This window comes from Sanguibacter antarcticus (assembly GCF_002564005.1).
GTDB lineage: Bacteria > Actinomycetota > Actinomycetes > Actinomycetales > Cellulomonadaceae > Sanguibacter > Sanguibacter antarcticus.
In genome coordinates, this window is record NZ_PDJG01000001.1 from 2,409,776 (window position 1) to 2,428,950 (window position 19,175).

22 protein-coding genes are annotated in these 19,175 nt (G+C 70.6%); 9 read left to right on the forward strand and 13 right to left on the reverse strand.

All coding sequences use genetic code 11. The features are described 5' to 3' along the window. Positions 1-86 precede the first annotated feature (86 nt). Entirely contained in the window at positions 87-884 is a 798-nt protein-coding gene (locus tag ATL42_RS10970) for a tryptophan-rich sensory protein (protein WP_098455370.1), read from the forward strand. Between the two features lie 30 nt (positions 885-914). After that, positions 915-1,580 carry a uridine kinase family protein gene (locus ATL42_RS10975; RefSeq protein ID WP_098455371.1) on the forward strand — a complete coding sequence of 222 codons (666 nt, stop codon included), beginning with the start codon at positions 915-917 and terminating at the stop codon, positions 1,578-1,580. Between the two features lie 103 nt (positions 1,581-1,683). Here the strand turns inward: ATL42_RS10975 and ATL42_RS10980 are convergent, their stop codons facing one another. The 3 genes from ATL42_RS10980 to pgi all read right to left on the reverse strand — a co-directional run bounded on the left by ATL42_RS10980 (position 1,684) and on the right by pgi (position 7,111). Continuing rightward, on the reverse strand, positions 1,684-4,257 hold the full coding sequence (locus tag ATL42_RS10980; protein WP_098455372.1) for an ATP-dependent Clp protease ATP-binding subunit: 2,574 nt from the start codon (positions 4,255-4,257) through the stop codon (positions 1,684-1,686). A 218-nt stretch (positions 4,258-4,475) separates the two neighbouring features. Then, positions 4,476-5,336, reverse strand: coding sequence for a YwiC-like family protein (locus ATL42_RS10985; protein WP_098455373.1), 861 nt, complete (start codon positions 5,334-5,336; stop codon positions 4,476-4,478). 116 nt (positions 5,337-5,452) lie between these two features. Next, a complete protein-coding gene (gene pgi / locus ATL42_RS10990) occupies positions 5,453-7,111 on the reverse strand; it encodes a glucose-6-phosphate isomerase (RefSeq protein ID WP_098455374.1) in 1,659 nt (552 codons plus the stop codon). Between the two features lie 173 nt (positions 7,112-7,284). On the opposite strand from pgi, the gene ATL42_RS10995 reads away from it, so the two are divergent. Continuing rightward, positions 7,285-8,031 (forward strand): 4'-phosphopantetheinyl transferase family protein, encoded by a 747-nt coding sequence (locus ATL42_RS10995; protein WP_098455375.1) that lies wholly within the window; start codon positions 7,285-7,287, stop codon positions 8,029-8,031. Between the two features lie 45 nt (positions 8,032-8,076). Further along, positions 8,077-8,313 (forward strand): LapA family protein, encoded by a 237-nt coding sequence (locus ATL42_RS11000; protein ID WP_098455376.1) that lies wholly within the window; start codon positions 8,077-8,079, stop codon positions 8,311-8,313. Here the strand turns inward: ATL42_RS11000 and ATL42_RS11005 are convergent. From ATL42_RS11005 to ATL42_RS11030, 6 genes are all read right to left on the reverse strand, one after another. After that, positions 8,310-9,509 carry a glycosyltransferase family 4 protein gene (locus ATL42_RS11005; protein ID WP_098455377.1) on the reverse strand — a complete coding sequence of 400 codons (1,200 nt, stop codon included), beginning with the start codon at positions 9,507-9,509 and terminating at the stop codon, positions 8,310-8,312. The two genes, ATL42_RS11000 and ATL42_RS11005, sit on opposite strands and share 4 nt — an antisense overlap. After that, on the reverse strand, positions 9,506-9,931 hold the full coding sequence (gene dtd, locus ATL42_RS11010) for a D-aminoacyl-tRNA deacylase (protein WP_098455378.1): 426 nt from the start codon (positions 9,929-9,931) through the stop codon (positions 9,506-9,508). Before dtd ends, ATL42_RS11005 begins: the two co-directional genes overlap by 4 nt. A 1-nt stretch (position 9,932) precedes the next feature. After that, positions 9,933-10,277, reverse strand: a complete 345-nt coding sequence (locus ATL42_RS11015) for a DUF2516 family protein (RefSeq protein ID WP_098455379.1) — start codon at positions 10,275-10,277, stop codon at positions 9,933-9,935. A gap of 54 nt (positions 10,278-10,331) precedes the next feature. After that, positions 10,332-11,453 carry an FUSC family protein gene (locus tag ATL42_RS11020; protein ID WP_098455380.1) on the reverse strand — a complete coding sequence of 374 codons (1,122 nt, stop codon included), beginning with the start codon at positions 11,451-11,453 and terminating at the stop codon, positions 10,332-10,334. 66 nt (positions 11,454-11,519) lie between these two features. Further along, a complete protein-coding gene (ygfZ, locus tag ATL42_RS11025) occupies positions 11,520-12,629 on the reverse strand; it encodes a CAF17-like 4Fe-4S cluster assembly/insertion protein YgfZ (protein ID WP_098455381.1) in 1,110 nt (369 codons plus the stop codon). Between the two features lies 1 nt (position 12,630). Beyond that, entirely contained in the window at positions 12,631-13,206 is a 576-nt protein-coding gene (locus tag ATL42_RS11030; RefSeq protein WP_098455382.1) for a heme-binding beta-barrel domain-containing protein, read from the reverse strand. A gap of 148 nt (positions 13,207-13,354) precedes the next feature. Here ATL42_RS11030 and ATL42_RS11035 point away from each other — a divergent pair, with 148 nt between their 5' ends. Further along, the gene (locus tag ATL42_RS11035; RefSeq protein WP_098455383.1) at positions 13,355-13,738 is read left to right on the forward strand and encodes a DsrE family protein; all 384 of its coding nucleotides are present in this window, start codon (positions 13,355-13,357) and stop codon (positions 13,736-13,738) included. Positions 13,739-13,784: 46 nt separating this feature from the next. Here ATL42_RS11035 and ATL42_RS11040 read toward each other — a convergent pair whose 3' ends face one another. Continuing rightward, complete coding sequence (locus tag ATL42_RS11040) at positions 13,785-14,519, reverse strand: hypothetical protein (protein ID WP_098455384.1); 735 nt, start codon at positions 14,517-14,519, stop codon at positions 13,785-13,787. A gap of 150 nt (positions 14,520-14,669) precedes the next feature. Between ATL42_RS11040 and ATL42_RS11045 the strand changes: the two genes are divergently transcribed. Continuing rightward, on the forward strand, positions 14,670-15,452 hold the full coding sequence (locus ATL42_RS11045) for a response regulator transcription factor (RefSeq protein ID WP_098455385.1): 783 nt from the start codon (positions 14,670-14,672) through the stop codon (positions 15,450-15,452). Between the two features lie 13 nt (positions 15,453-15,465). Beyond that, positions 15,466-16,395 (forward strand): alpha/beta fold hydrolase, encoded by a 930-nt coding sequence (locus tag ATL42_RS11050; RefSeq protein ID WP_098455386.1) that lies wholly within the window; start codon positions 15,466-15,468, stop codon positions 16,393-16,395. Here the strand turns inward: ATL42_RS11050 and nth are convergent. After that, positions 16,382-17,092 carry an endonuclease III gene (nth, locus tag ATL42_RS11055; RefSeq protein WP_098456520.1) on the reverse strand — a complete coding sequence of 237 codons (711 nt, stop codon included), beginning with the start codon at positions 17,090-17,092 and terminating at the stop codon, positions 16,382-16,384. The genes ATL42_RS11050 and nth overlap by 14 nt on opposite strands. A 112-nt stretch (positions 17,093-17,204) precedes the next feature. Here nth and ATL42_RS11060 point away from each other — a divergent pair, with 112 nt between their 5' ends. After that, a complete protein-coding gene (locus tag ATL42_RS11060) occupies positions 17,205-17,633 on the forward strand; it encodes a hypothetical protein (protein ID WP_098455387.1) in 429 nt (142 codons plus the stop codon). A gap of 169 nt (positions 17,634-17,802) precedes the next feature. Further along, complete coding sequence (locus ATL42_RS11065) at positions 17,803-18,438, forward strand: Crp/Fnr family transcriptional regulator (protein ID WP_098456521.1); 636 nt, start codon at positions 17,803-17,805, stop codon at positions 18,436-18,438. Positions 18,439-18,498: 60 nt separating this feature from the next. Here ATL42_RS11065 and ATL42_RS11070 read toward each other — a convergent pair whose 3' ends face one another. Together ATL42_RS11070 and sp36 are read right to left on the reverse strand one after the other, a co-directional pair. Then, entirely contained in the window at positions 18,499-18,999 is a 501-nt protein-coding gene (locus tag ATL42_RS11070; RefSeq protein ID WP_245862458.1) for a RidA family protein, read from the reverse strand. Continuing rightward, positions 18,996-19,163, reverse strand: a complete 168-nt coding sequence (sp36, locus tag ATL42_RS11075; RefSeq protein ID WP_098455388.1) for a Sp36 family protein — start codon at positions 19,161-19,163, stop codon at positions 18,996-18,998. The genes ATL42_RS11070 and sp36 overlap by 4 nt, the downstream gene beginning before the upstream one ends. Positions 19,164-19,175: the final 12 nt, after the last annotated feature.

The window sequence follows — 19,175 nt, forward strand, 5'->3', positions numbered from 1 at the left end:
GCACCAGCGACGGCCCCGACCTGAGACAGGTCGGGGCCGTCGCTGTCCGGGATGCTGTCACCCGCGCCTCGTGGGACGCTCGGTCGATGAAGAAGACATCTGACATCGTCCGGCAGGCCGGGGTCCTCGTCCTCGCGCTCCTCGCGATCGCCGCTGCAGCCGTCGGCTCGGGAGCGTTCGGGGGAACGCCTACCTCCGAGGCCGCCGACGGCGCGCTGTCAGCGACGGCAACGCCCTTAGCACCGGCAGCGGCCGCCTTCTCGATCTGGTCGGTCATCTACCTGGGCCTCATCGCCTACGCCGTATGGCAGCTCCTGCCTGCGCAGCGCACCAACGAGCGTCAACGGCAGATGGGATGGCTCGCCGCCGCCTCGATGGTGCTCAACGCAGCGTGGCTCCTCGTGGTCCAGGTAGGGATCCTCTGGCTCAGTGTCGTGGTCATCGTCGTCCTGCTCGGCGTGCTCGTCCAGATTCTCCTCGTGCTCCTGCGGACGTCCTCCGGCTCGCTCGTGGAACGGGTCGTCGTCGACGGGACCTTCGGTCTCTACCTCGGTTGGGTGACGATCGCCACCATCGCCAACATCGTGGCAGCGCTCACGGCCACTGACGTCGGAGACCTCGTTCTTGGTGCCACCGGCTGGTCTGTCGTCCTGCTCGTGGCAGCGGCAGCGATCGGGGTCGCGTTCGCGGTGAGCACCGGCGGGCGGATCACTCCCTCGCTCGCTCTCGCGTGGGGTCTCGCCTGGGTCGCTGTCGGTCGGTGGTCGGGCGAGCCCGAGAACGCCACCGTCGCGGTCGCAGCCGCCATCGCCGCTGTCCTCACGCTGGGCGCTGGCGTGGTCATGGCACTGCGGACCCGCGCGGGCACACCCTCGCGCGCATAGTCGGGCCACCCGATGCGGGAGAATCGTCGGGTGACTTCCTCGGACGCTCTCTTCGACCTCCCTCCCGGATCGCGTGTCCCCACGACGCGCGTCGTTCTCCTCACGGGTCCCTCGGGCTCCGGGAAGTCGAGCCTCGTGCGGCGCCTCGGCCTCCCGTCGGTCGCGCTCGACGACTTCTACCGCGACCACGACCACCCGCACATGCCGCAGCGTTTTGGCATCGCTGACTGGGACTCGCCGCAGAGCTGGGACGCGGACGACGCCGTGCGGGCTCTCGTCGAGCTGTGCTCGACAGGCCACAGCGACGTGCCGGTCTACGACATCCCGACGTCGCGACGGACGGGAACCACTCATGTGGACGTGTCGGGAGCGACCGTCATCGTGGCGGAGGGTGTCTTTGCCGCCGAGCTCGTGGAGCGTTGCCGAGCCGAGGGGATCCTCGCGGACGCGCTGTGCATCACGCGTCCACGCGCCCTCACGTTCTGGTTCCGGCTCCTGCGCGATCTCGGCGAGTCGCGCAAGCCGCCGCACACGCTCGTGCGCCGCGGGTGGGGACTCATGCGCGACGAGCCCGCGGCGGTGCGCGGCTGGGCAGCGCAAGGGTGCCGCACCGTAGGCGTGGCACAGGCGGAGCGCGAGATCACCGCCCTGAGCAGCCGCACAGCAGACGCATCCGATGGCACAACGCGCCGCTGACGCCTAGCGGCTGACGCAGACGCTGGCACCAGCACCACCACAGGCGAGGCCCCGACCGGTGAACGGTCGGGGCCTCGCCTGTGGTGGTGCTGGTGCCCGTCGGTCAGTCGACCGTCGCTCCGGCGGACGCCCCGCCGGTGGGCGGCAGGTCCGTGATGTCCACCGGTCCGCCGGACTCGAGCGCGGAGATCGCGGCGACGCTCATCGGTCCACGGTCGTGGTCTGCCTTGTCGACCCCACGGAACGTGAACTCTCCGAGGATGCCTTCTCCCTCGGCGTCGACGAGGACGACCTGGCCGGACTTGATCTCACCGAAGAGGATCTTCTCGGAGAGGACGTCCTCGATCTCGCGCTGGATGGCACGGCGCAGCGGCCGAGCACCGAGGACCGGGTCGTATCCCTTCTCGGAGAGAAGGATCTTCGCGGCGGGCGTGAGGTCGATCGCCATGCCCTTGTCCTGCAGGCGAGCGTCGAGCTTGGCGACCATGAGGTCGACGATCTGGACGATCTCGGGCTGCGAGAGCTGCGGGAACACGACGACGTCGTCGACGCGGTTGAGGAACTCCGGGCGGAAGTGCTGCTTGAGCTCTTCGTTGACGCGTGACTTCATGCGCTCGTAGCTCGTCACGAGGTCGCCACCAGCGTTGAAGCCGGTCTGCATCCCCTTGGCGATGTCACGGGTACCGAGGTTCGTGGTCATGATGATGACGGTGTTCTTGAAGTCGACGACCCGACCCTGAGAGTCCGTGAGACGTCCGTCCTCGAGGATCTGCAGGAGCGAGTTGAAGATGTCGGCGTGCGCCTTCTCCACCTCGTCGAACAGGACCACGGAGAACGGCTTGCGGCGGACCTTCTCGGTGAGCTGACCACCCTCGTCGTACCCGACGTATCCGGGAGGCGAACCGAAGAGACGCGACACGGTGTGCTTCTCCGAGAACTCGGACATGTCGAGCTGGATGAGCGCGTCCTCGTCACCGAAGAGGAACTCAGCGAGCGCCTTGGCGAGCTCGGTCTTTCCAACACCGGTGGGGCCGGCGAAGATGAACGAGCCTCCGGGACGCTTCGGGTCCTTGAGGCCGGCGCGCGTGCGGCGGATGGCCTGGGAGAGCGCCTTGATGGCGACGTTCTGCCCGACGACACGCTTGTGCAGCTCTTCCTCCATCTTGAGCAGACGCGAGGACTCGGCCTCGGTCAGCTTGAAGACGGGGATGCCGGTCGACATGGCCAGCACCTCGGCGATGAGCTCTTCGTCGACCTCGGCGACCGTGTCGAGGTCCCCGGACTTCCAGGCCTTCTCGCGCTCGGAACGCTTCTGGGTGAGCTGCTTCTCGGTGTCGCGCAGGCGCGCGGCCTTCTCGAAGTCCTGCTCGTCGATCGCCGACTCCTTGTCACGACGTGCCGAGGCGATCTCGTCGTCGAGCTCACGGAGCTCCGGCGGTGCGGTCATGCGTCGGATGCGCAGGCGGGCACCTGCCTCGTCGACGAGGTCGATGGCCTTGTCGGGGAGGAAGCGGTCGTTGACGTAGCGGTCGGCGAGCGTCGCAGCAGCGACGAGCGCACCGTCGGTGATGGAGACGCGGTGGTGCGCCTCGTAGCGGTCGCGCAGGCCCTTGAGGATCTCGATCGCGTGGGCCAGGGACGGCTCGGCGACCTGGATCGGCTGGAAGCGTCGCTCGAGAGCGGCGTCCTTCTCGACGTGCTTGCGGTACTCCTCGAGGGTGGTCGCTCCGATGGTCTGGAGCTCACCACGAGCGAGCATCGGCTTGAGGATGGAGGCTGCGTCGATGGCACCCTCGGCTGCGCCTGCACCGACGAGCGTGTGGATCTCGTCGATGAACAGGATGATGTCTCCGCGTGTGCGGATCTCCTTGAGGACCTTCTTCAGGCGCTCTTCGAAGTCACCGCGGTAGCGGCTGCCGGCCACGAGCGCACCGAGGTCGAGCGTGTAGAGCTGCTTGTCCTTGAGCGTCTCGGGGACGTCGCCGGAGACGATGTCCTGGGCGAGGCCCTCGACGACGGCCGTCTTGCCGACGCCGGGCTCACCGATGAGCACCGGGTTGTTCTTGGTGCGTCGGCTGAGCACCTGCATGACGCGCTCGATCTCTTTGGCGCGCCCGATGACGGGGTCGAGCTTGCCCTCGCGGGCTGCCTGGGTGAGGTTGCGGCCGAACTGGTCGAGCACCGCGGAACCGGCAGGGGTCCCCTCGGCGGGCCCGCCTGCGGCGACGGGCTCCTTGCCCTGGTACCCCGAGAGCAGCTGGATGACCTGCTGGCGCACGCGGTTGAGGTCGGCTCCGAGCTTCGTGAGGACCTGGGCGGCGACGCCCTCGCCCTCGCGGATGAGGCCGAGCAGGATGTGCTCGGTGCCGATGTAGTTGTGGCCGAGCTGCAGCGCCTCGCGCAGCGAGAGCTCGAGGACCTTCTTGGCGCGCGGCGTGAACGGGATGTGTCCCGACGGCGCCTGCTGGCCTTCGCCGATGATCTCGGTGACCTGTGAGCGCACAGCATCCAGGGAGATGCCCAGCGACTCGAGCGCCTTGGCAGCTACTCCTTCGCCCTCGTGGATGAGACCGAGCAGGATGTGTTCGGTTCCGATGTAGTTGTGGTTGAGCATCCGTGCCTCTTCTTGGGCAAGGACGACCACCCGACGGGCTCGGTCGGTAAATCTCTCGAACATGTGCGCTCCTCACAGGTGCGGGCCGGAACTGGAAGGGGTCCCAGGCCTGACCGCACCGACTCTAGTAGGGCAGAACGGCTGAGTCCCGCTCGATATGCCTTTGTTCGCCAGGGGCGTGACGAGTTCGTCTTGCTCGGGTGCAGGACGGCGCGGTCGCTCGTGGGCTCTGCCGGCTCCCTCTGCAGCCGCTGACCAGCACGGCGTGCCCGTGCGGCCTCTCACCCCAGGACGCCGACGACGCCGAGCGCGAGGATCCCGACGACGACGGAGGCTGCAAGCTCGCCGAGGCCGAACTGCAGCGGCTTCGCGGCGGTCCGCGGTACCCACCAGGAGCGTGCGGTGAGCAGGACGAAGACTGCGGCGACAGGCCACCACGGGCGGCCTGCCGCCCACGCGGCCCAGGCGACGACGACCGTGACGACGGCGTGATAGTCCACCGAGACCGCCCGGAACCAGAGGTCGCCCCGCCGCCGGACGAGGGTCTTGACATAGAGCGCAGTACCGAAGAAGTAGGCGAGGACCATCCCGGTCGCTGCCCCGACCTGGGACCACCCGGGCGCGGTGGCCGCGCCGAGCCAGCCACCGACGTCGTGCAGGCTCGCGTGGGGCAGCCCTGCGGAGAAGGCGACCGGGAGCATGAGGCACGCGGCCAGGATGGTCACGCCGTCGTTGAGCAGAGAGCGGTCCCGTCGCGCGTGGGAGCACCACAGGCTGGTCACGACGAGCGGCAGGAAGACCGGCGCCCAGAGCACGAGCGCTGGGCACAGCACGAGCACGGCGGCAGCAGGGACGACGAGCGCGATCGACCAGGCCCGCACAGGAGGGAGGTACCGCGCCTTGCGTCGTGACCTCAGCCAGAGACCGACCGCGTAGAAGTCGAGGTAGCCCACCACCCACAGCACGGCGAGCAGCACGTGCACCGGCGCAGGACCACCGGCGAGGGTCCCGACGACGAACGGCACAGCGAGCATCGCCCAGGCACCGTGCTGGTCCGGGACCCAGCCGGGCGACCGACGCCGCCGTCGCCGCCGGGACCGCGGCGGGCGCGGCGGGTGTGCAGGCACGGTCCCGGGAGTCATGGCGTCATGGTCGCAGGACCGGTGCGGACAGTCCTGGGACCTCCGGCCCTGGGCGCACAGCAGGGTGGCGACCTGGTCGGTCACCACCCTGCTGCGACAGGTCGAGAACGGCTCGGTCAGCGCCCGCGCAGCTCCCGGTAGCGAGCGACGAGAGCGTTGGTCGACGCGTCGGAGTCGTCGGCCGGCTTCTCGGTCGAGGAGAGCTTGGGGGCGAGCTGGTTGGCCATGACCTTGCCGAGCTCGACTCCCCACTGGTCGAACGCGTTGATGCCCCAGACGACGGACTGCGTGAACGTGATGTGCTCGTAGAGCGCGACGAGCTGACCGAGGACGGACGGCGTGAGCTTCTCGGCGAGGATCGTGTTCGTGGGGCGGTTGCCGGGCATGACCCGGTGCGGCACGACCGCGGCCGGCGTGCCGTCTGCCGCGACCTCGTCAGCGGTCTTGCCGAACGCGAGGGCGGCGGTCTGGGCGAAGAAGTTCGACATGAGGAGGTCGTGCATCTCGCCGAGGTCGTGGTTGGGGACGGCGAAACCGATGAAGTCGGCCGGCGTCATCTTCGTGCCCTGGTGGAGCAGCTGGTAGAAGGCGTGCTGGCCGTTGGTGCCGGGCTCGCCCCAGAAGATCTCCCCGGTCTGCCCGGCGAAGCCACCGGCTGCACGCTCGGACACCGGGGTGCCGTCGATGCGGACCGACTTGCCGTTCGACTCCATCGTCAGCTGCTGGAGATAGGCGGCGAAACGGTGCAGGTACTGGCTGTACGGCAGGACGGCGTGGCTGCCTGTGCCGAAGAAGTTGTTGTACCAGACGTTGAGCAGCGCCATGAGGACGGGCACGTTCTTCTCGAACGGCGTGGTGCGGAAGTGCTCGTCCATGGCGTGGAAGCCGTCGAGCATCTGGCGGAACCCGTCGGGACCGACCGACAGCATGATCGACAGGCCCACGGCGGAGTCGAACGAGTACCGGCCGCCGACCCAGTCCCAGAACCCGAACATGTTGGCGGTGTCGATACCGAAGTCGGCGACGCGCTCGGCGTTGGTCGACACGGCGACGAAGTGCTTCACCACCGCGGTCTCGTCCCCGTCGTACGCCTCGACGAGCCAGTCGCGCGCGGTGCGCGCGTTCGTCAGCGTCTCCTGGGTCCCGAAGGTCTTCGAGGCGACGATGAACAGGGTGCTCTCGTAGTCGAGCCCGCGGCACGTCTCGTAGACGTCGGTCGGGTCGATGTTCGAGACGAAGCGGCACTCGATGCCACGGTCTGCGTAGTCGCGCAGGGCCTCGTACGCCATGACGGGGCCGAGGTCGGAGCCGCCGATGCCGATGTTGACGACTGTCGTGATGCGCTTGCCGCTGTGACCGGTCCACTCGCCCGACCGGACCTTCTCGGCGAAGGCGGACATGGAGTCGAGCACCGCGTGGACGTCGGCGACGACGTCCTGGCCGTCGACGACGAGCGTCGCGTCGCGCGGGAGGCGCAGAGCCGTGTGCAGGACGGCCCGGTCCTCGGTGATGTTGATGTGCTCGCCCGCGAACATCGCGGCGATCTTCGACTCGAGGCCGGCGGCGACGGCAAGGTCGACGAGCTTGGTGATCGTCGCGTCGGTGACGAGGTTCTTCGAGTAGTCCAGGTGCAGCTCGACGCCGTCCGCGGTGAGCCGCTCGCCGCGCCCGGGGTCGGCGGAGAACAGGTCACGGAGCGTCGTGGCTGCGAGCTCTGCGTGCTCGGCCTCCAGCGCGCGCCAGGCGGCTGTTGCGGTCAGGTCGGGTGAGGTCACGGGGGTTCCCCTTCAGAGGTGTGCGGTCACGTCAGGTGTCGCGGTTCGGGTGGTCGCTGCCCTCGCGCACCCACTGTGGACCTTACCGAGTTCGGCAGGCTCCGTGCAGGGCCGTTCGGCCTGCACGCGCGGCGCTCCTTGCCTGCGCCTGCACGACGACGGAGAATCAACCCGTGACCTCGTCCGCGGTGCCCGTCGCGATGATCGCCCGTACGGCCGACGTCGACGTGGTGGCGCCGCTGAGCGGGCTCGAGGCTGTTCGGCGGCTCTCGCTGCGCCGCGCAGCCGACCGAGACGACTACACGGCCGCCCACGCCCTCGTGCGTGCGTGCGCCGCACGGCTCGTCACGGCGGCCACCGGCGCACCGCCGGACGCGTCACGGCTGGTGCTCACGCACCGGTGCCCCGGGTGCGGCAGCGAGGAGCACGGGGTGCCGCGGATCGACGGGATCTCGGGGCTGCACGTGAGCCTGTCCCGCTCGGACGGCGTCGTCGCCGCGGTCGCGGGGTGGGAGCCGGTCGGTATCGACGTCCAGGCGGTGCAGGCTCTCGGCGCGGTCGGTGCAGACGCCGCCACCGCTCCCACCGCCGCGCGGCTCGTCGCGATGGCTCTCTCCCCCGCCGAGCAGGCGCTGGTGGCGGCGCACGAGGCGCCCGAGGTCGCGTTCGCCCGTCTCTGGGTCCGCAAGGAGGCGCTGCTCAAGGTCGGTGTCGGCACCCTGGACGCGCTCGCTGGTCTCGAGGTGTCTCACGGCCCGGCGCCGGGTCGTCACGGAGCGTGGACCTTCACCGGGTGGGAGGACGGTACGCACGTCGCGGCCGTCGCCGCGCACGGTGAGGTGCGGCTCACCGTGCACGACGACACGCCCGCAGCACGAGACACCCCTGATGCACAGGCTCCACGAGAGGTGTATCACTGAGAGACGTCGAGTCGCCGGGCCGTCGCGCCCGGAGAGGGGCAGCACATGGAGAGCTTCGAGACAGACGCACCTGAGACAGGCTCCGCGGTCGGGCGGTTCCTCGCGCGCCGCTGGGTCCCGATCCTCGTCGTCGTGCTGGTCGGGGTGTTCGTCGCGCAGAACCGCAGCGACGTCTCGGTCCACATCTTCTGGGCGACCGTCACCTCGCCCCTGTGGTTGGTCCTCTCGCTGGTCTTCCTGCTCGGGGTCCTCGCCGGGGCGTACCGCAGCAGGCGCCGCTAGCCCCTAGGTGCCGCAGGCGTCTCCGACGTCCCGGCGGCCCCTGCGGCCCGGTAGACGTCGAGGATCTGCGTGCCGATGACGTCGACGTCGAAGCGCGCTGCCGCAGCGACCTGTCGTTCGCTGGCCGCCGCTCGCGCGTCGGCATCGTCGACGAACCGGGCGAGGAGCGCGGCGAAGGCACCGGTGTCGGTCGCATCGACGAGCTGGTCCTCGAGACCGTCCATGACGGTCCGGTAGCCCGGGTTGTCTCCGGCGAGGACCACACCGCGCGACGCCGCGAGCGCTTCAACGACGCTGATGCCGAAGCTCTCGCCGCCGGTGGAGGGCAGCGCCACGATGTCGGCGCCCGCGAGGAGCGCTGCTTTGTCGTCTTCGGTGACGTACCCGACGAGCTCGACCGATCCGCCGAGGTCGTTGTCGCGCACGAGCGCCTGGAGAGCGTCCTTGAGCGGTCCTGTCCCGCCGAGGACGACGTGGACGGGCCGGGTGGTCAGCGCCCGCATCCGGACGACGGCCCGGAGGAGCTCGATCGCCCCCTTGCGCTCGACGAGCCGGCCGAGGAAGACGATCCGCACCGGGGCGTCGGGCATCAGGGCGTCGGACGCCGGGGCGCTGCTCGTCCTGGCGTGCTCGGCGTCGCGTGCGCGGCTGAAGCGGGAGACCTCGACGGGGTTGCCGATGACCACGGGCTCGACACGGAGCGCCTCGGCGGCGAAGTCGGCAGCGGGACGAGAGACGGCGACGACGCGCGCGAAGCGTCGCAGCTGGCGGCGTTGCACGAGCCCGAGGAGGCGTGTGCCCCACTGCGTGAGGAACGTCCAGGGAAGGATGTGGAACGTCCCGACGACCACGGTCCTGGCCTGTGCACGGGCCACGACCCGGCCGGCGAGCAGCGGGCTGTAGGGCATGTTCACGTGCAGGACGTCGAACGGCGTCGCACGCAGGAGGTCGTCGATGCCGCGGGCCGGCGCGGGCAGCGGGATGCCGAGCCGGTTGCCGTTGAAGCGCAGGCGCAGGTTCCGGGCGAGGGAGTGCACGTTGACGAGGTCGGAGCGTCGCGTCGTGCTCGTGAGGTAGTGCACTTCGTGGCCCTGCGCGGTGAGCCAGGCGCCGAGGGTGAGGACGTGCTGCTGGACGCCGTCGGGCCGGTCGAGCGAGTCGTCGATGACGAGGCCGATCCGCAGTGTCTCGCTCACGCGTCGAGGATGATCGTCACGGGGCCGTCGTTGACGAGCTCGACGGCCATGTTCGCCCCGAAGCGGCCGGTCCCGACGCGGAGCCCGCGTCCGCGCAGCGCCTCGACGACGGCGTCGACGAGCGGTTCTGCGACGTCCCCCTTCGCGGCAGCGTTCCACGAGGGACGACGGCCCTTCTTCGTGTCGGCGTAGAGCGTGAACTGGCTCACGACGAGGACGGGGGCACTGATGTCTGCTGCGCCGAGCTCACCGTCGAATATGCGCAGCTCCGCGATCTTGCGGGCGATCGTCTCCACCTCGGTGGGTCCGTCGCCGTGGGTCACGCCGACGAGCGCGACGAGGCACGGCTCGTCGAACGCCGCGAGCACCTCGGTGTCGACCGTGACGGACGCGCGCGACGCGCGCTGCAGCACCGCGCGCACGTCACCACCCGCCGCGGGAGCCGGGTCCCCGGGGTCCGGAGCCTCCGCGGGGGCCGCGCATGCTGCCGAGCGCGGGGCGCACGTCCGTGAGGTAGATGATCGCCGGGATGACGACGAAGAGCGCCATGAGCCCGAGGTACCCGCCTCCGAGCGGCGGGTAGAGGCCGATGAACCCGAGCGCGACGGCAGCTGCTAGCACGAGGGACCAGAACGTCTTGGTCTTCTTGCCCGCGCTGACGAAGGCAGCGCCCGGTCGGCGCAGGGCGTCGACGAGGGCGAAGACCTCGGAGGCGAAGAGGACCACGGTGATGAGGCCCAGGAGGTAGAACTGGAGGTCGGCGAACATGCTGACAGCCTATGCGGTCCGGCCTGCCGGGCGTGGTCTCGTCCCACGGGGTCCCTACATCGGGGCGAGGGCGTCGCGAGCCTCGTCTGGCTCGACGCCGGCTGCCTCGGCGAGGTCCACGATCGCGGAGCGCAGGATGAGGATGAGCGACTGCACCTGCCAGTTGCCGCTGCCGAGGAGCCCGGGGTCCGCCTGGCCTGCGACCTCGAGGATGAGCTCCCGGGCCCGTCTGGGCTCCCGTCCCGCTGCGACGTCCTCGGCCAGCTCGCGGGTCGCTGCACCGAGGTGGTCGAGGACGTCGGCGAGGTGCTCGATCTCTTGGCCGGCGGGCACGGAGAGGGCGCGACGGGCGATGACCCGCACGGTCCGCATCGTCCGGTCGACGAGCACGGCTGTCCGGAGCAGCTCGGTGAGCTCCTTGCGGTACCTGCGGCCGTTCGCTGTGACCCGGGCGGTGGAGAGCGCGGAGCGTGCCGCGGCCTGCCACTCGTCGAGCGCGGGCTCGGACGCCCGTCCGCGGATCAGGGCACGCTCCTGGTCGTCGCGATCGCCGGAGCGCACCCCGGTGGCGATCGACTCGAAGGTGCTCGCGAGCTCGACGAGGCCCTCCCCGCCGATCCGCCGCGGGACGTGCCGAGGATCGCCCGGAGTGAGGGCTGTGGCGACGGCGGCGACGGCAGCACCGACGAGCGCGTCGGTCCAGCGGCCCAGCCCGCCCCCTGTGGACGCGAGCGGCAGACCGATGATGACGATCGCCTGGACCCCCGCCTGGGTGGTCATGAGCGCGCCGCGGTCGATGAACCGGGCGATGAGCGCCGAGAGCCCGAGGACGAGGCCGATCTGCCACGCGCCGGTGCCGATCCGGCCGACGAGCACCTCGCCGAGGCCGACCCCGAGGGTGACACCGATCCCGAGCTCGATGACGCGGCGGACGTCACGGTCGGCGGTGAACCCGAGGCAGATCCACGCGCACACAGGAGCGAAGAAGGGGTACTGGTGACCGAACATCCAGTAGGCGAGCGCATACGAGACGGTGACCGCGATCGACGCGCCGACGACGGGCAGCGCTGCTGAACGAACACGGGAGCGCCCCTGCCGCGCTCGGCTGCGGACGAGGAACGAGGCCCGGGCCCGCCGGGACACGACGCGGACCTCGTCGTCGTCCGGCGTCCCCATCAGGTCACCGCCTCGCCTGCGCAGCACGCAGGCGGGACGTCCCGAACGGTGCAGCACCGCGAGCGGTCAACGGGGAGAGAGCCCACGTGCCACCGGTCCGCGCGGGGCGGGGCGGTCGGTGGACACGCCTTCTCCCGGCACGACGACCTCCTGGCCTGCTGCGACGGCACCACCGTCGCACGCGACCGAGAGGTCCACGTCGACCGGCGCGCTGCGCTTGATGACCGCGAGCGCGATCGGACCGTCTTCGTGGTGGCGGGCGACCGAGGTGACGGTTCCGACGACCCGGTCTCCTGCCTCGACCTCGGCGCCGCGCTCGGGCAGCAGGTGGCCGGACCCGTCGAGGTGCGCCATGACGAGGCGTCGTGGTGGTCGGCCGAGGTTGTGCACGCGCGCCACCGTCTCTTGCCCGCGGTAGCAGCCCTTGTGCAGGTGGACGGCGGTGCGCAGCCAGTCGAGCTCGTGCGGGATCGTCTTGTGGTCGACCTCGGTCGCGAGCCGTGGACGCCATGCGGCGACGCGCAGCGCCTCGCTCGCCCAGGTGCCTGCGAGCCGCCATCCGGCGGCCTCGCGTGCGGCGACCGCGTCGAGCAGGTCGGCGCGGGGCACGAGGACCTGGCGCCAGGGGCGGTCGGAGCCCGGGTGCTCGTCGTCGGCGGGTCCGTAGCGGGTCCCGCCCGGTCCGGTCGTGGGCCAGGGGTCACGCCACGTCACGGGCTCCCCCTCGGCGGCCTCGGCGTCGACGGGCTCGCCGAGCACGGCCCACTGCTCGGTGACGTCGGCGATCTCGACGCGCAGGGCGAACTTCATCCGCTGGAGCCACGCCGTGAGCGTCGGTGCGTTCGCCGCCTCGGTGACGAGCCAGGTGGTCTCTCCGTCGTCGACCACTCCTGCTGCGTGCTCGATGTGGCCTTTCGGGGACAGCACGAGCGTCTCGGTGGACACGCGCGGTGCGAGGCCGGTGAGCTCTTGGGTGGAGATGGAGTGCAGCCACGTCAGCCGGTCGGGGCCGGTCACGGTGACGACGCCGAGGTGCGAGAGGTCGACGACCGCGCCGCCCTGGACGAGGGCGCGTTGCTCGGCGGTGGGGTCCCCGTAGTGCCAGGCGACCCCCTCGTCCGGACCGGCCGCAGCGACCGCTCCGTGGCGGGTGAGCAGGGGGCTGCGGTACGTCATGTCAGGTGTCCAGTCGAGTGAGGTTCGCTGAGGCGTAGGACTGCAGGGGCTGTCCGAAGGCGGCGAGCTCCCACACCCACATGAGCTGTCCTTCGACGAGGCCGTAGAGGCGGTTCGAGGCTGTGACCTCGACCGACGTGGCCGTGCGGGCGACGAGGTCGCTCACGAGGTCGACGCGCCCGTTGCCCACTGCGCCGAGGTAGAGGGTCAGCCGGCCAGCAGGATCGACGAGCATGACCTCGAGCGGCGTCCGCCCCTCGGGAAGGTCGTCTGGCGTCTCGGGCGGCACCCGCCAGTAGCCGGTCTCGGTGGACCAGATCTCCAGCTCGTCGATCTGGGCCGCGGCGACGCCGGTCCAGTCGTCGGGCACCGTCTCGGGCACCTGGGGCGCCACGAGCCGGATCGTCGACGTGTAGCGCAGGTAGGGCCCGCCGTCGTGGTCGAAGGTGACGTCTTGGACGAAGGCTGCCTCGTCGATGCCGGGATAGGCGATGACGCCTTCGCCGCGCCACGAGCCGACGAGCCACGCGAGCGGGTAGACCTCCGGCGCAAGACCGTCGGGGAGAGCGAACGCCACGGTCAGCGCTGGCCCTTGAAGAGCTTGTAGACCACATAGCCGGAGAACCACGTGATGGTCAGCGTCGCTGCGATCAGCAGTCCGAGGAAGATCGACTCGATGATGTGCACGTCCATGCCGTCATCCTACGTCGGGATAGCCTGACCGCATGAGCGAGCCAGATTCGACTGCGTCACAGCGCCTCGTCATCAAGTCCACAGGTGGGACGACGACGCCCGAGACCACCAACCAGGCGTTCACCGTCGCCGCCGCCGCCCTCGCCGCGGGCGTCGAGGTGAGCGTGTGGCTCACCGGGGAGTCTTCCTGGTTCGCCGTCCCGGGGCGGGCCGACGAGCTCGTCGTCGAGCACGCGGTGGCGATACGAGACCTGCTCTCGGTGGTCCTCGAGGCCGGGACCCTGACCGTCTGTACCCAGTGCGCCGTCCGGCGCGGCATCGACGCGACCGACCTCCTCCCGGGCGTCCGCATCGCGGGCGCGTCGACCTTCGTCGAAGAGATCATGGTCCCGGGGACCCAGGCGCTCGTCTACTGACTGCCGCACGCCCGCACGCCCAAGAATGCGCTGGTGCGCCAGCGCGCTACGACACGAGGATGCGGCCGACCACGTAGACGAGGATCCCGCCGACGGCGACGGGGAGCACGATCGCCGCGAGCGCCGCACGCGGGCGCCCCAGCTCGGGCAGCCGGTGGAAGAGCGCCTGCAGGGACACGACGAGCACGCCCGTGACGATCCCTGTCCACACCCCGCTGATCGAGGCCATGTCGGGGATCACCTTCGCGACACCCACACCGGTCGCGACCGCCGCGACGACCGTGGCGACGACGTTGGGCAGCCCGCGCAGGCGAGAGGCCGAGACCGCGGACGCTGCAGCGATAGACACGGCGCAGCTGAGCACGAGGGACGTCCCGCCGTCGGTCTTGTACGCCGAGATCCATCCGGCCGCGGAGACAGCGACGACGAGGCCGCTCACCCCGCCGACGAGGGACTCGACGAGGCGTTCCCGACCGTCCCCGCGCAGGAGCTCGTTGATGAACGCGAGGAGCACCCCCATGGCCAGGACGAGCGGGAGGTTGCGCAGCCACGGCTCGCTGTAGGTTGCCTGCGCAGAGCCGAGAGCGCCGAGGCCGGCGAGCACGACGACGAAGAACGTACCGCCCGGGGTCGGGAGCCCGAGGAGCGGCGACCAGCCGACCGCGAAGAGGACCACGAGGACGGCGACGACCGCGAGCAGGGGCACGGAACCGAGGTAGGCGCCACCAGCGATCGCGGCCGCAGCACACGCCGTGGCGACAGCACGCGTCGAGAGATTCACAGTGCGAGTGTCCCAGATACTGCGCGTGCACCCGAACTGTGCGCGCGCACGTGGGAGAATCCAGTCGTGAGCGGACCCACCCCCCTACCATCTGGCAGGCCGGACGGCCGCCACAGTACTGAGACTGCCGTCTGAGAAGGAGGTGACCCCATGGCCGAGCTGCTGCTCCTGACGCCCTCCGCGGGCGGTTCAGCACAGGTGCTCCCCGCGCTGGGACTGCTCACCCACCGTATCCGGGTCCTGCCCATGGAACCGTCCGCGCTCGTCGACGCACCCGATGCGGACGTCGTCCTGCTGGACGCCCGCCGCGACCTCGTCGGCGCTCGCACGACGTGCCGCCTCCTGCGCGCCACGGGCCTGACCGTCCCGCTCGTCCTCATCCTCACCGAGGGCGGCCTCATGGTCATCACCGCAGAGTGGGGTGCCGACGACCTGCTCCTCGACAGCGCGACCCCTGCGGAGGTCGATGCCCGCCTGCGCCTCGCCCGGGAGCGCAGCACGCACCGCAGCGCGAACGACCAGCCGGACGAGATCTCGTCCGGCGAGCTGAACATCGACGCAGGCGGGTACACGGCCAGGCTGCGCGGCGTGCCGCTCGACCTCACGTACAAGGAGTTCGAGCTGCTCAAGTACCTGGTGCAGCACCCAGGGCGGGTCTTCACCCGTGCGCAGCTCCTCCAGGAGGTGTGGGGCTACGACTACTACGGGGGCACCCGCACGGTCGACGTCCACGTGCGTCGTCTGCGGGCCAAGCTCGGGCCGGAGTACGACCAGCTCATCGGTACGGTCCGCAACGTCGGGTACCGCTTCGACGCACCGAAGGACCGCCGCGCGGCACAGGCTGCGGACGCGATCGCCCACGGGGTCGCGGACGCGGCGCTCGCCGCGCTGCCGGACGACGACTCTCCCGAGCCTCTCGGGCTCGCACAGTGAGACCTGCTCCCCGATGACCGCGGACTATACGGACGTCCTGATCCCGGGCCCGTGGCGGCACGAGTTCGTCCCCGCGAACGGGGCCCGCTTCCATGTCGCGCTCGCGGGCCCGGACGACCGCCAGGCCCCGCTCGTCATGCTCTTGCACTCGTTCCCCCAGTTCTGGTGGGCGTGGCGGCACCAGATCGCGGCGCTGGGCGACGCCGGCTATCGCGTGGCGGCGATGGACCTGCGCGGCACCGGTGCGTCGGACAAGCCGCCGCTCGGCTACGACGTCCCCTCGCGGACCCGTGACGTGGCCGGAGTCGTCCGTTCTCTCGGTGCCGAGCGCGCCGTCGTGGTCGGCCACGGTCTGGGCGGGTCGGTGGCGTGGTCCATGGCTACGCTCCAACCGGTGGTGACGTCGGCCGTCGCGGCGCTCGCGGCTCCGCACCCTGCACGGTTGCACGTCTCCTTGCGCTCGCTCCTCACGCGGCGCGGCGTCGCCCGCCTCGCCCAGCTCCAGGTGCCGTTCCTCCCGGAGCGCTCCCTCACGCAGACCGACCTGCTCGGCCAGCTCCTGCGGGAGTGGGGGGCGACCGCGTGGTCGGACGGGGTCGTCGACACCTACCGCACGGCGCTCCAGGTCCCGTTCGCGGTGCACAACTCGCTCGAGGCCCTGCGGTGGTACGCCAGCGCCATGCCTTCAGGCTCCGGCCGTCGGTACCTCTCCGCCGTGCGTGCTCCGATCTCGGTGCCGGCGCTGCAGATCCACGGTGAGCGCGACGGGCTCTTCCGTGCCGACCTCGCCGACGTGGACAGCACCGCGCTGTGCAAGGACCTGCGGTTCGAGCTCGTCGCCGGTGCCGGGCACTTTCTCCCGGAGGAGGCCCCGGACCTCGTCACCGAGATCCTTCTCGAGTGGCTCGAGACCGTCGCCGGCGGCGGCGTCAGCCGGTCTTGACCATCGCCTGAGCCGTCTGAGGGTCGGTCTCCCCGATCCCGTACGACGGGCACAGGGCGGCGAGCGGGCACGCACCGCACGCCGGTCGCCGGGCGAAGCACACGCGACGACCGTGGAAGATCACACGGTGGGAGAGCAGGGTCCACTCGTGTCGCTCGACGAGCTGCCCGATCTCCCGCTCGACGCGCACCGGGTCCTCGCTCGTGGTCCAGCCCCAGCGCCGCACGAGACGGCCCACATGCGTGTCGACCGTGATGCCGGGGACCCCGAACGCGTCCCCCAGCACGACGTTGGCCGTCTTGCGCCCCACCCCCGGCAGAGACACGAGGTCCTCGAGCCGCCCGGGCACCTGCCCGTCGAACCGCTCGAGGAGCGCCGCGCCGATCCCGACGAGCGCCCGGGACTTCGGCCGGAAGAACCCCGTCGACCGGACGAGGTCCTCGACCTCGGCGAGGCTCGCCCCGGCGTATGCCTGCGCGTCCGGGAACCGGGCGAAGAGCGCCGGCGTCACGAGGTTGACGCGCTTGTCCGTGCACTGGGCCGACAAGACCGTCGCGACGAGGAGCTCGAGCGGGGTGGTGAAGTCGAGCTCGCAGCGCGCGTCCGGATAGGTCGCCGCGAGAGTCCGGTTGATGCGACGCGCACGCCGCACGAGCCCCAGCGTCGGCGCAGACCCGCCCACCACGTCGTCGACCACCCCGTCGTCTCCTTCACCGATCGCCACAATCACCTGCACGCCCCCTCAAGGTCTGTCCGCGCGATGCCGAGAAACGAGTACACACGACAGGCGACTCACCGAGAGAAGGCTCATGGTGCCAGCGCACGACTTCCGGGACACGCGAGCCATGAACGTGGCGGAGCTCCGACTCAAGCGCAGGGTGCTGCGCCACGAAGCCACCCAGGTGGCCCACTGGCGACGGCTCGTGCGAGCGCGTCTCGATCTCACGGTCGCCAGGGCGGTTCTCCCTGAGCGCGTCGGCGGGGCCGCCACGCAGTATCTCGGGACCGACGCCCCCGGACCTGACATCGCACACTATCGCCTCGTGAGCATGGTGCACGGCACGGGCGACCAGATGCCGGTCGCCGACCTCCCGAGCCTTCGTGCAGCGGACGACGCGCTCGCCGCCTACGAGGTGCGCATCCGGTGCGAGCTCGCGGTCGCCACCGACCTCCTCGTCGAACGACTGAGCGCAGATCCGTCCATCGTCGCGATGAACCTGTCCAGCGTGGAGTCCTGAGGCCCGCCGCTCCCGCGGCAGGTCGCCCTGCCGCGTCGGCGCGTGGGCTGTACCGTGGGGCAGCGCGCATGGGGCAGACTGTGGAGCGCAAGGACTTTCAGCCACTCCCGTGAAGGAATTCGCCGTGGACAACGACGACGTAGTGCTCTCCGCTCCTCTTTTCGCGACGATGGAGGACGTCGACACGCGCTCTCTCTTGGCGTCGATGAAGAAGGTCGAGCTGAGTCGCGGTGACGTCCTCTTCGACGAGGGGCAGCCTGGCGACCGCCTCTACATCATCCGCGAAGGCAAGATCAAGCTCGGACGACGCTCCGGCGACGGCCGCGAGAACCTCCTCGCCGTCCTCGGCCCGGGAGAGATGTTCGGCGAGCTCTCGCTGTTCGACCCGGGGCCCCGCTCGCTCGGCGCCAGCGCGGTCTCGGACTCCGTCCTCTACGAGCTCGAGCACAGCGCGCTCATCACGGCGCTCGAAGAGAACCCCGGCGTGGCCAAGCACCTGCTCACCGCACTGGCACGGCGGCTGCGGCGCACGAACGAGGCGCTCGCCGACCTCGTCTTCTCCGACGTCCCAGGCCGTGTCGCGAAGGCGCTCCTCGATCTCTCCAAGCGTTTCGGCGAGCCGGTCGAGGAGGGCATCCGTGTCGCTCACGACCTCACGCAGGAGGAGCTCGCCCAGCTCGTCGGGGCCTCGCGCGAGACGGTCAACAAGGCGCTCGCCGACTTCGCCGGTCGCGGCTGGGTCCGCCGCGAGGGCCGCGCGGTCGTCCTGCTCGATGTCGACCGCCTGGAGCGCCGCGCACGCTGACCGCACTGACCGCACTGACGCTGTTCCCGTCCGCCGGCCTGCCGACGGACGGGATGCTGGTCAGTGCTCCGCGACCTCGACGACGAGCTCGACCTCGACCGGCGAGTCCAGCGGCAGCACCGCGACGCCGACCGCGCTGCGTGCGTGGATGCCACGCTCACCGAAGATCTCGCCGAGCAGCGTGCTCGCTCCGTTGATCACGCCCGGCTGACCGGTGAACCACGGGTCGCTCGCGACGAACCCGACGACCTTGACGATCCGCACGACCCGGTCGAGCGACCCGATCTGGCTCGCGACAGCGGCGAGCGCGTTGAGAGCCGCCGTCCGTGCGAGATCGGTCGCGACCGACGGCTCCACGAGCCCCTCGCCCTCGCCGACCTTGCCCGTGACAGGCAGCGCGCCCTCGACGAACGGCAGCTGCCCAGACGTCCAGACGAGGGTGCCGTTGCGGACCGCGGGCACGTAGGCCGCGACCGGGGCTGCCACGGCCGGGAGCTCGATGCCGAGCTCGGCCAGCCGAGCGTTGATCGTTCCCGGCTCTGAGCCGCGTGCGGTGGTCACTCGGTGGTCCCGGTCGGGCGCTTGAGATAGGCCACGACGCCCTTGCCGTCCGGGCCCGTGACGACCTGGACGAGCTCCCAGCCGTCGGAGCCCCACTGGTCCAAGATCTGCTTCGTCGCGTGGATGATGAGTGGAACGGTCGCGTACTCCCAGGTATGTGCCATGGTTCGAGACTA

Excerpts from the sequence above, each read along its gene's own strand:
- ATL42_RS10970 (WP_098455370.1), top strand. The coding sequence starts at position 87 with ATGAAGAAGACATCTGACATCGTCCGGCAGGCCGGGGTCCTCGTCCTC.
- ATL42_RS10980 (WP_098455372.1), bottom strand. The coding sequence starts at position 4,257 with ATGTTCGAGAGATTTACCGACCGAGCCCGTCGGGTGGTCGTCCTTGCC.
- ATL42_RS10985 (WP_098455373.1), bottom strand. The coding sequence starts at position 5,336 with ATGACTCCCGGGACCGTGCCTGCACACCCGCCGCGCCCGCCGCGGTCC.
- ATL42_RS11000 (WP_098455376.1), top strand. The coding sequence starts at position 8,077 with ATGGAGAGCTTCGAGACAGACGCACCTGAGACAGGCTCCGCGGTCGGG.
- ATL42_RS11015 (WP_098455379.1), bottom strand. The coding sequence starts at position 10,277 with ATGTTCGCCGACCTCCAGTTCTACCTCCTGGGCCTCATCACCGTGGTC.
- ATL42_RS11020 (WP_098455380.1), bottom strand. The coding sequence starts at position 11,453 with ATGGGGACGCCGGACGACGACGAGGTCCGCGTCGTGTCCCGGCGGGCC.
- ygfZ (WP_098455381.1), bottom strand. The coding sequence starts at position 12,629 with ATGACGTACCGCAGCCCCCTGCTCACCCGCCACGGAGCGGTCGCTGCG.
- ATL42_RS11035 (WP_098455383.1), top strand. The coding sequence starts at position 13,355 with ATGAGCGAGCCAGATTCGACTGCGTCACAGCGCCTCGTCATCAAGTCC.
- ATL42_RS11045 (WP_098455385.1), top strand. The coding sequence starts at position 14,670 with ATGGCCGAGCTGCTGCTCCTGACGCCCTCCGCGGGCGGTTCAGCACAG.
- ATL42_RS11050 (WP_098455386.1), top strand. The coding sequence starts at position 15,466 with ATGACCGCGGACTATACGGACGTCCTGATCCCGGGCCCGTGGCGGCAC.
- ATL42_RS11060 (WP_098455387.1), top strand. The coding sequence starts at position 17,205 with ATGGTGCCAGCGCACGACTTCCGGGACACGCGAGCCATGAACGTGGCG.
- ATL42_RS11065 (WP_098456521.1), top strand. The coding sequence starts at position 17,803 with ATGGAGGACGTCGACACGCGCTCTCTCTTGGCGTCGATGAAGAAGGTC.
- sp36 (WP_098455388.1), bottom strand. The coding sequence starts at position 19,163 with ATGGCACATACCTGGGAGTACGCGACCGTTCCACTCATCATCCACGCG.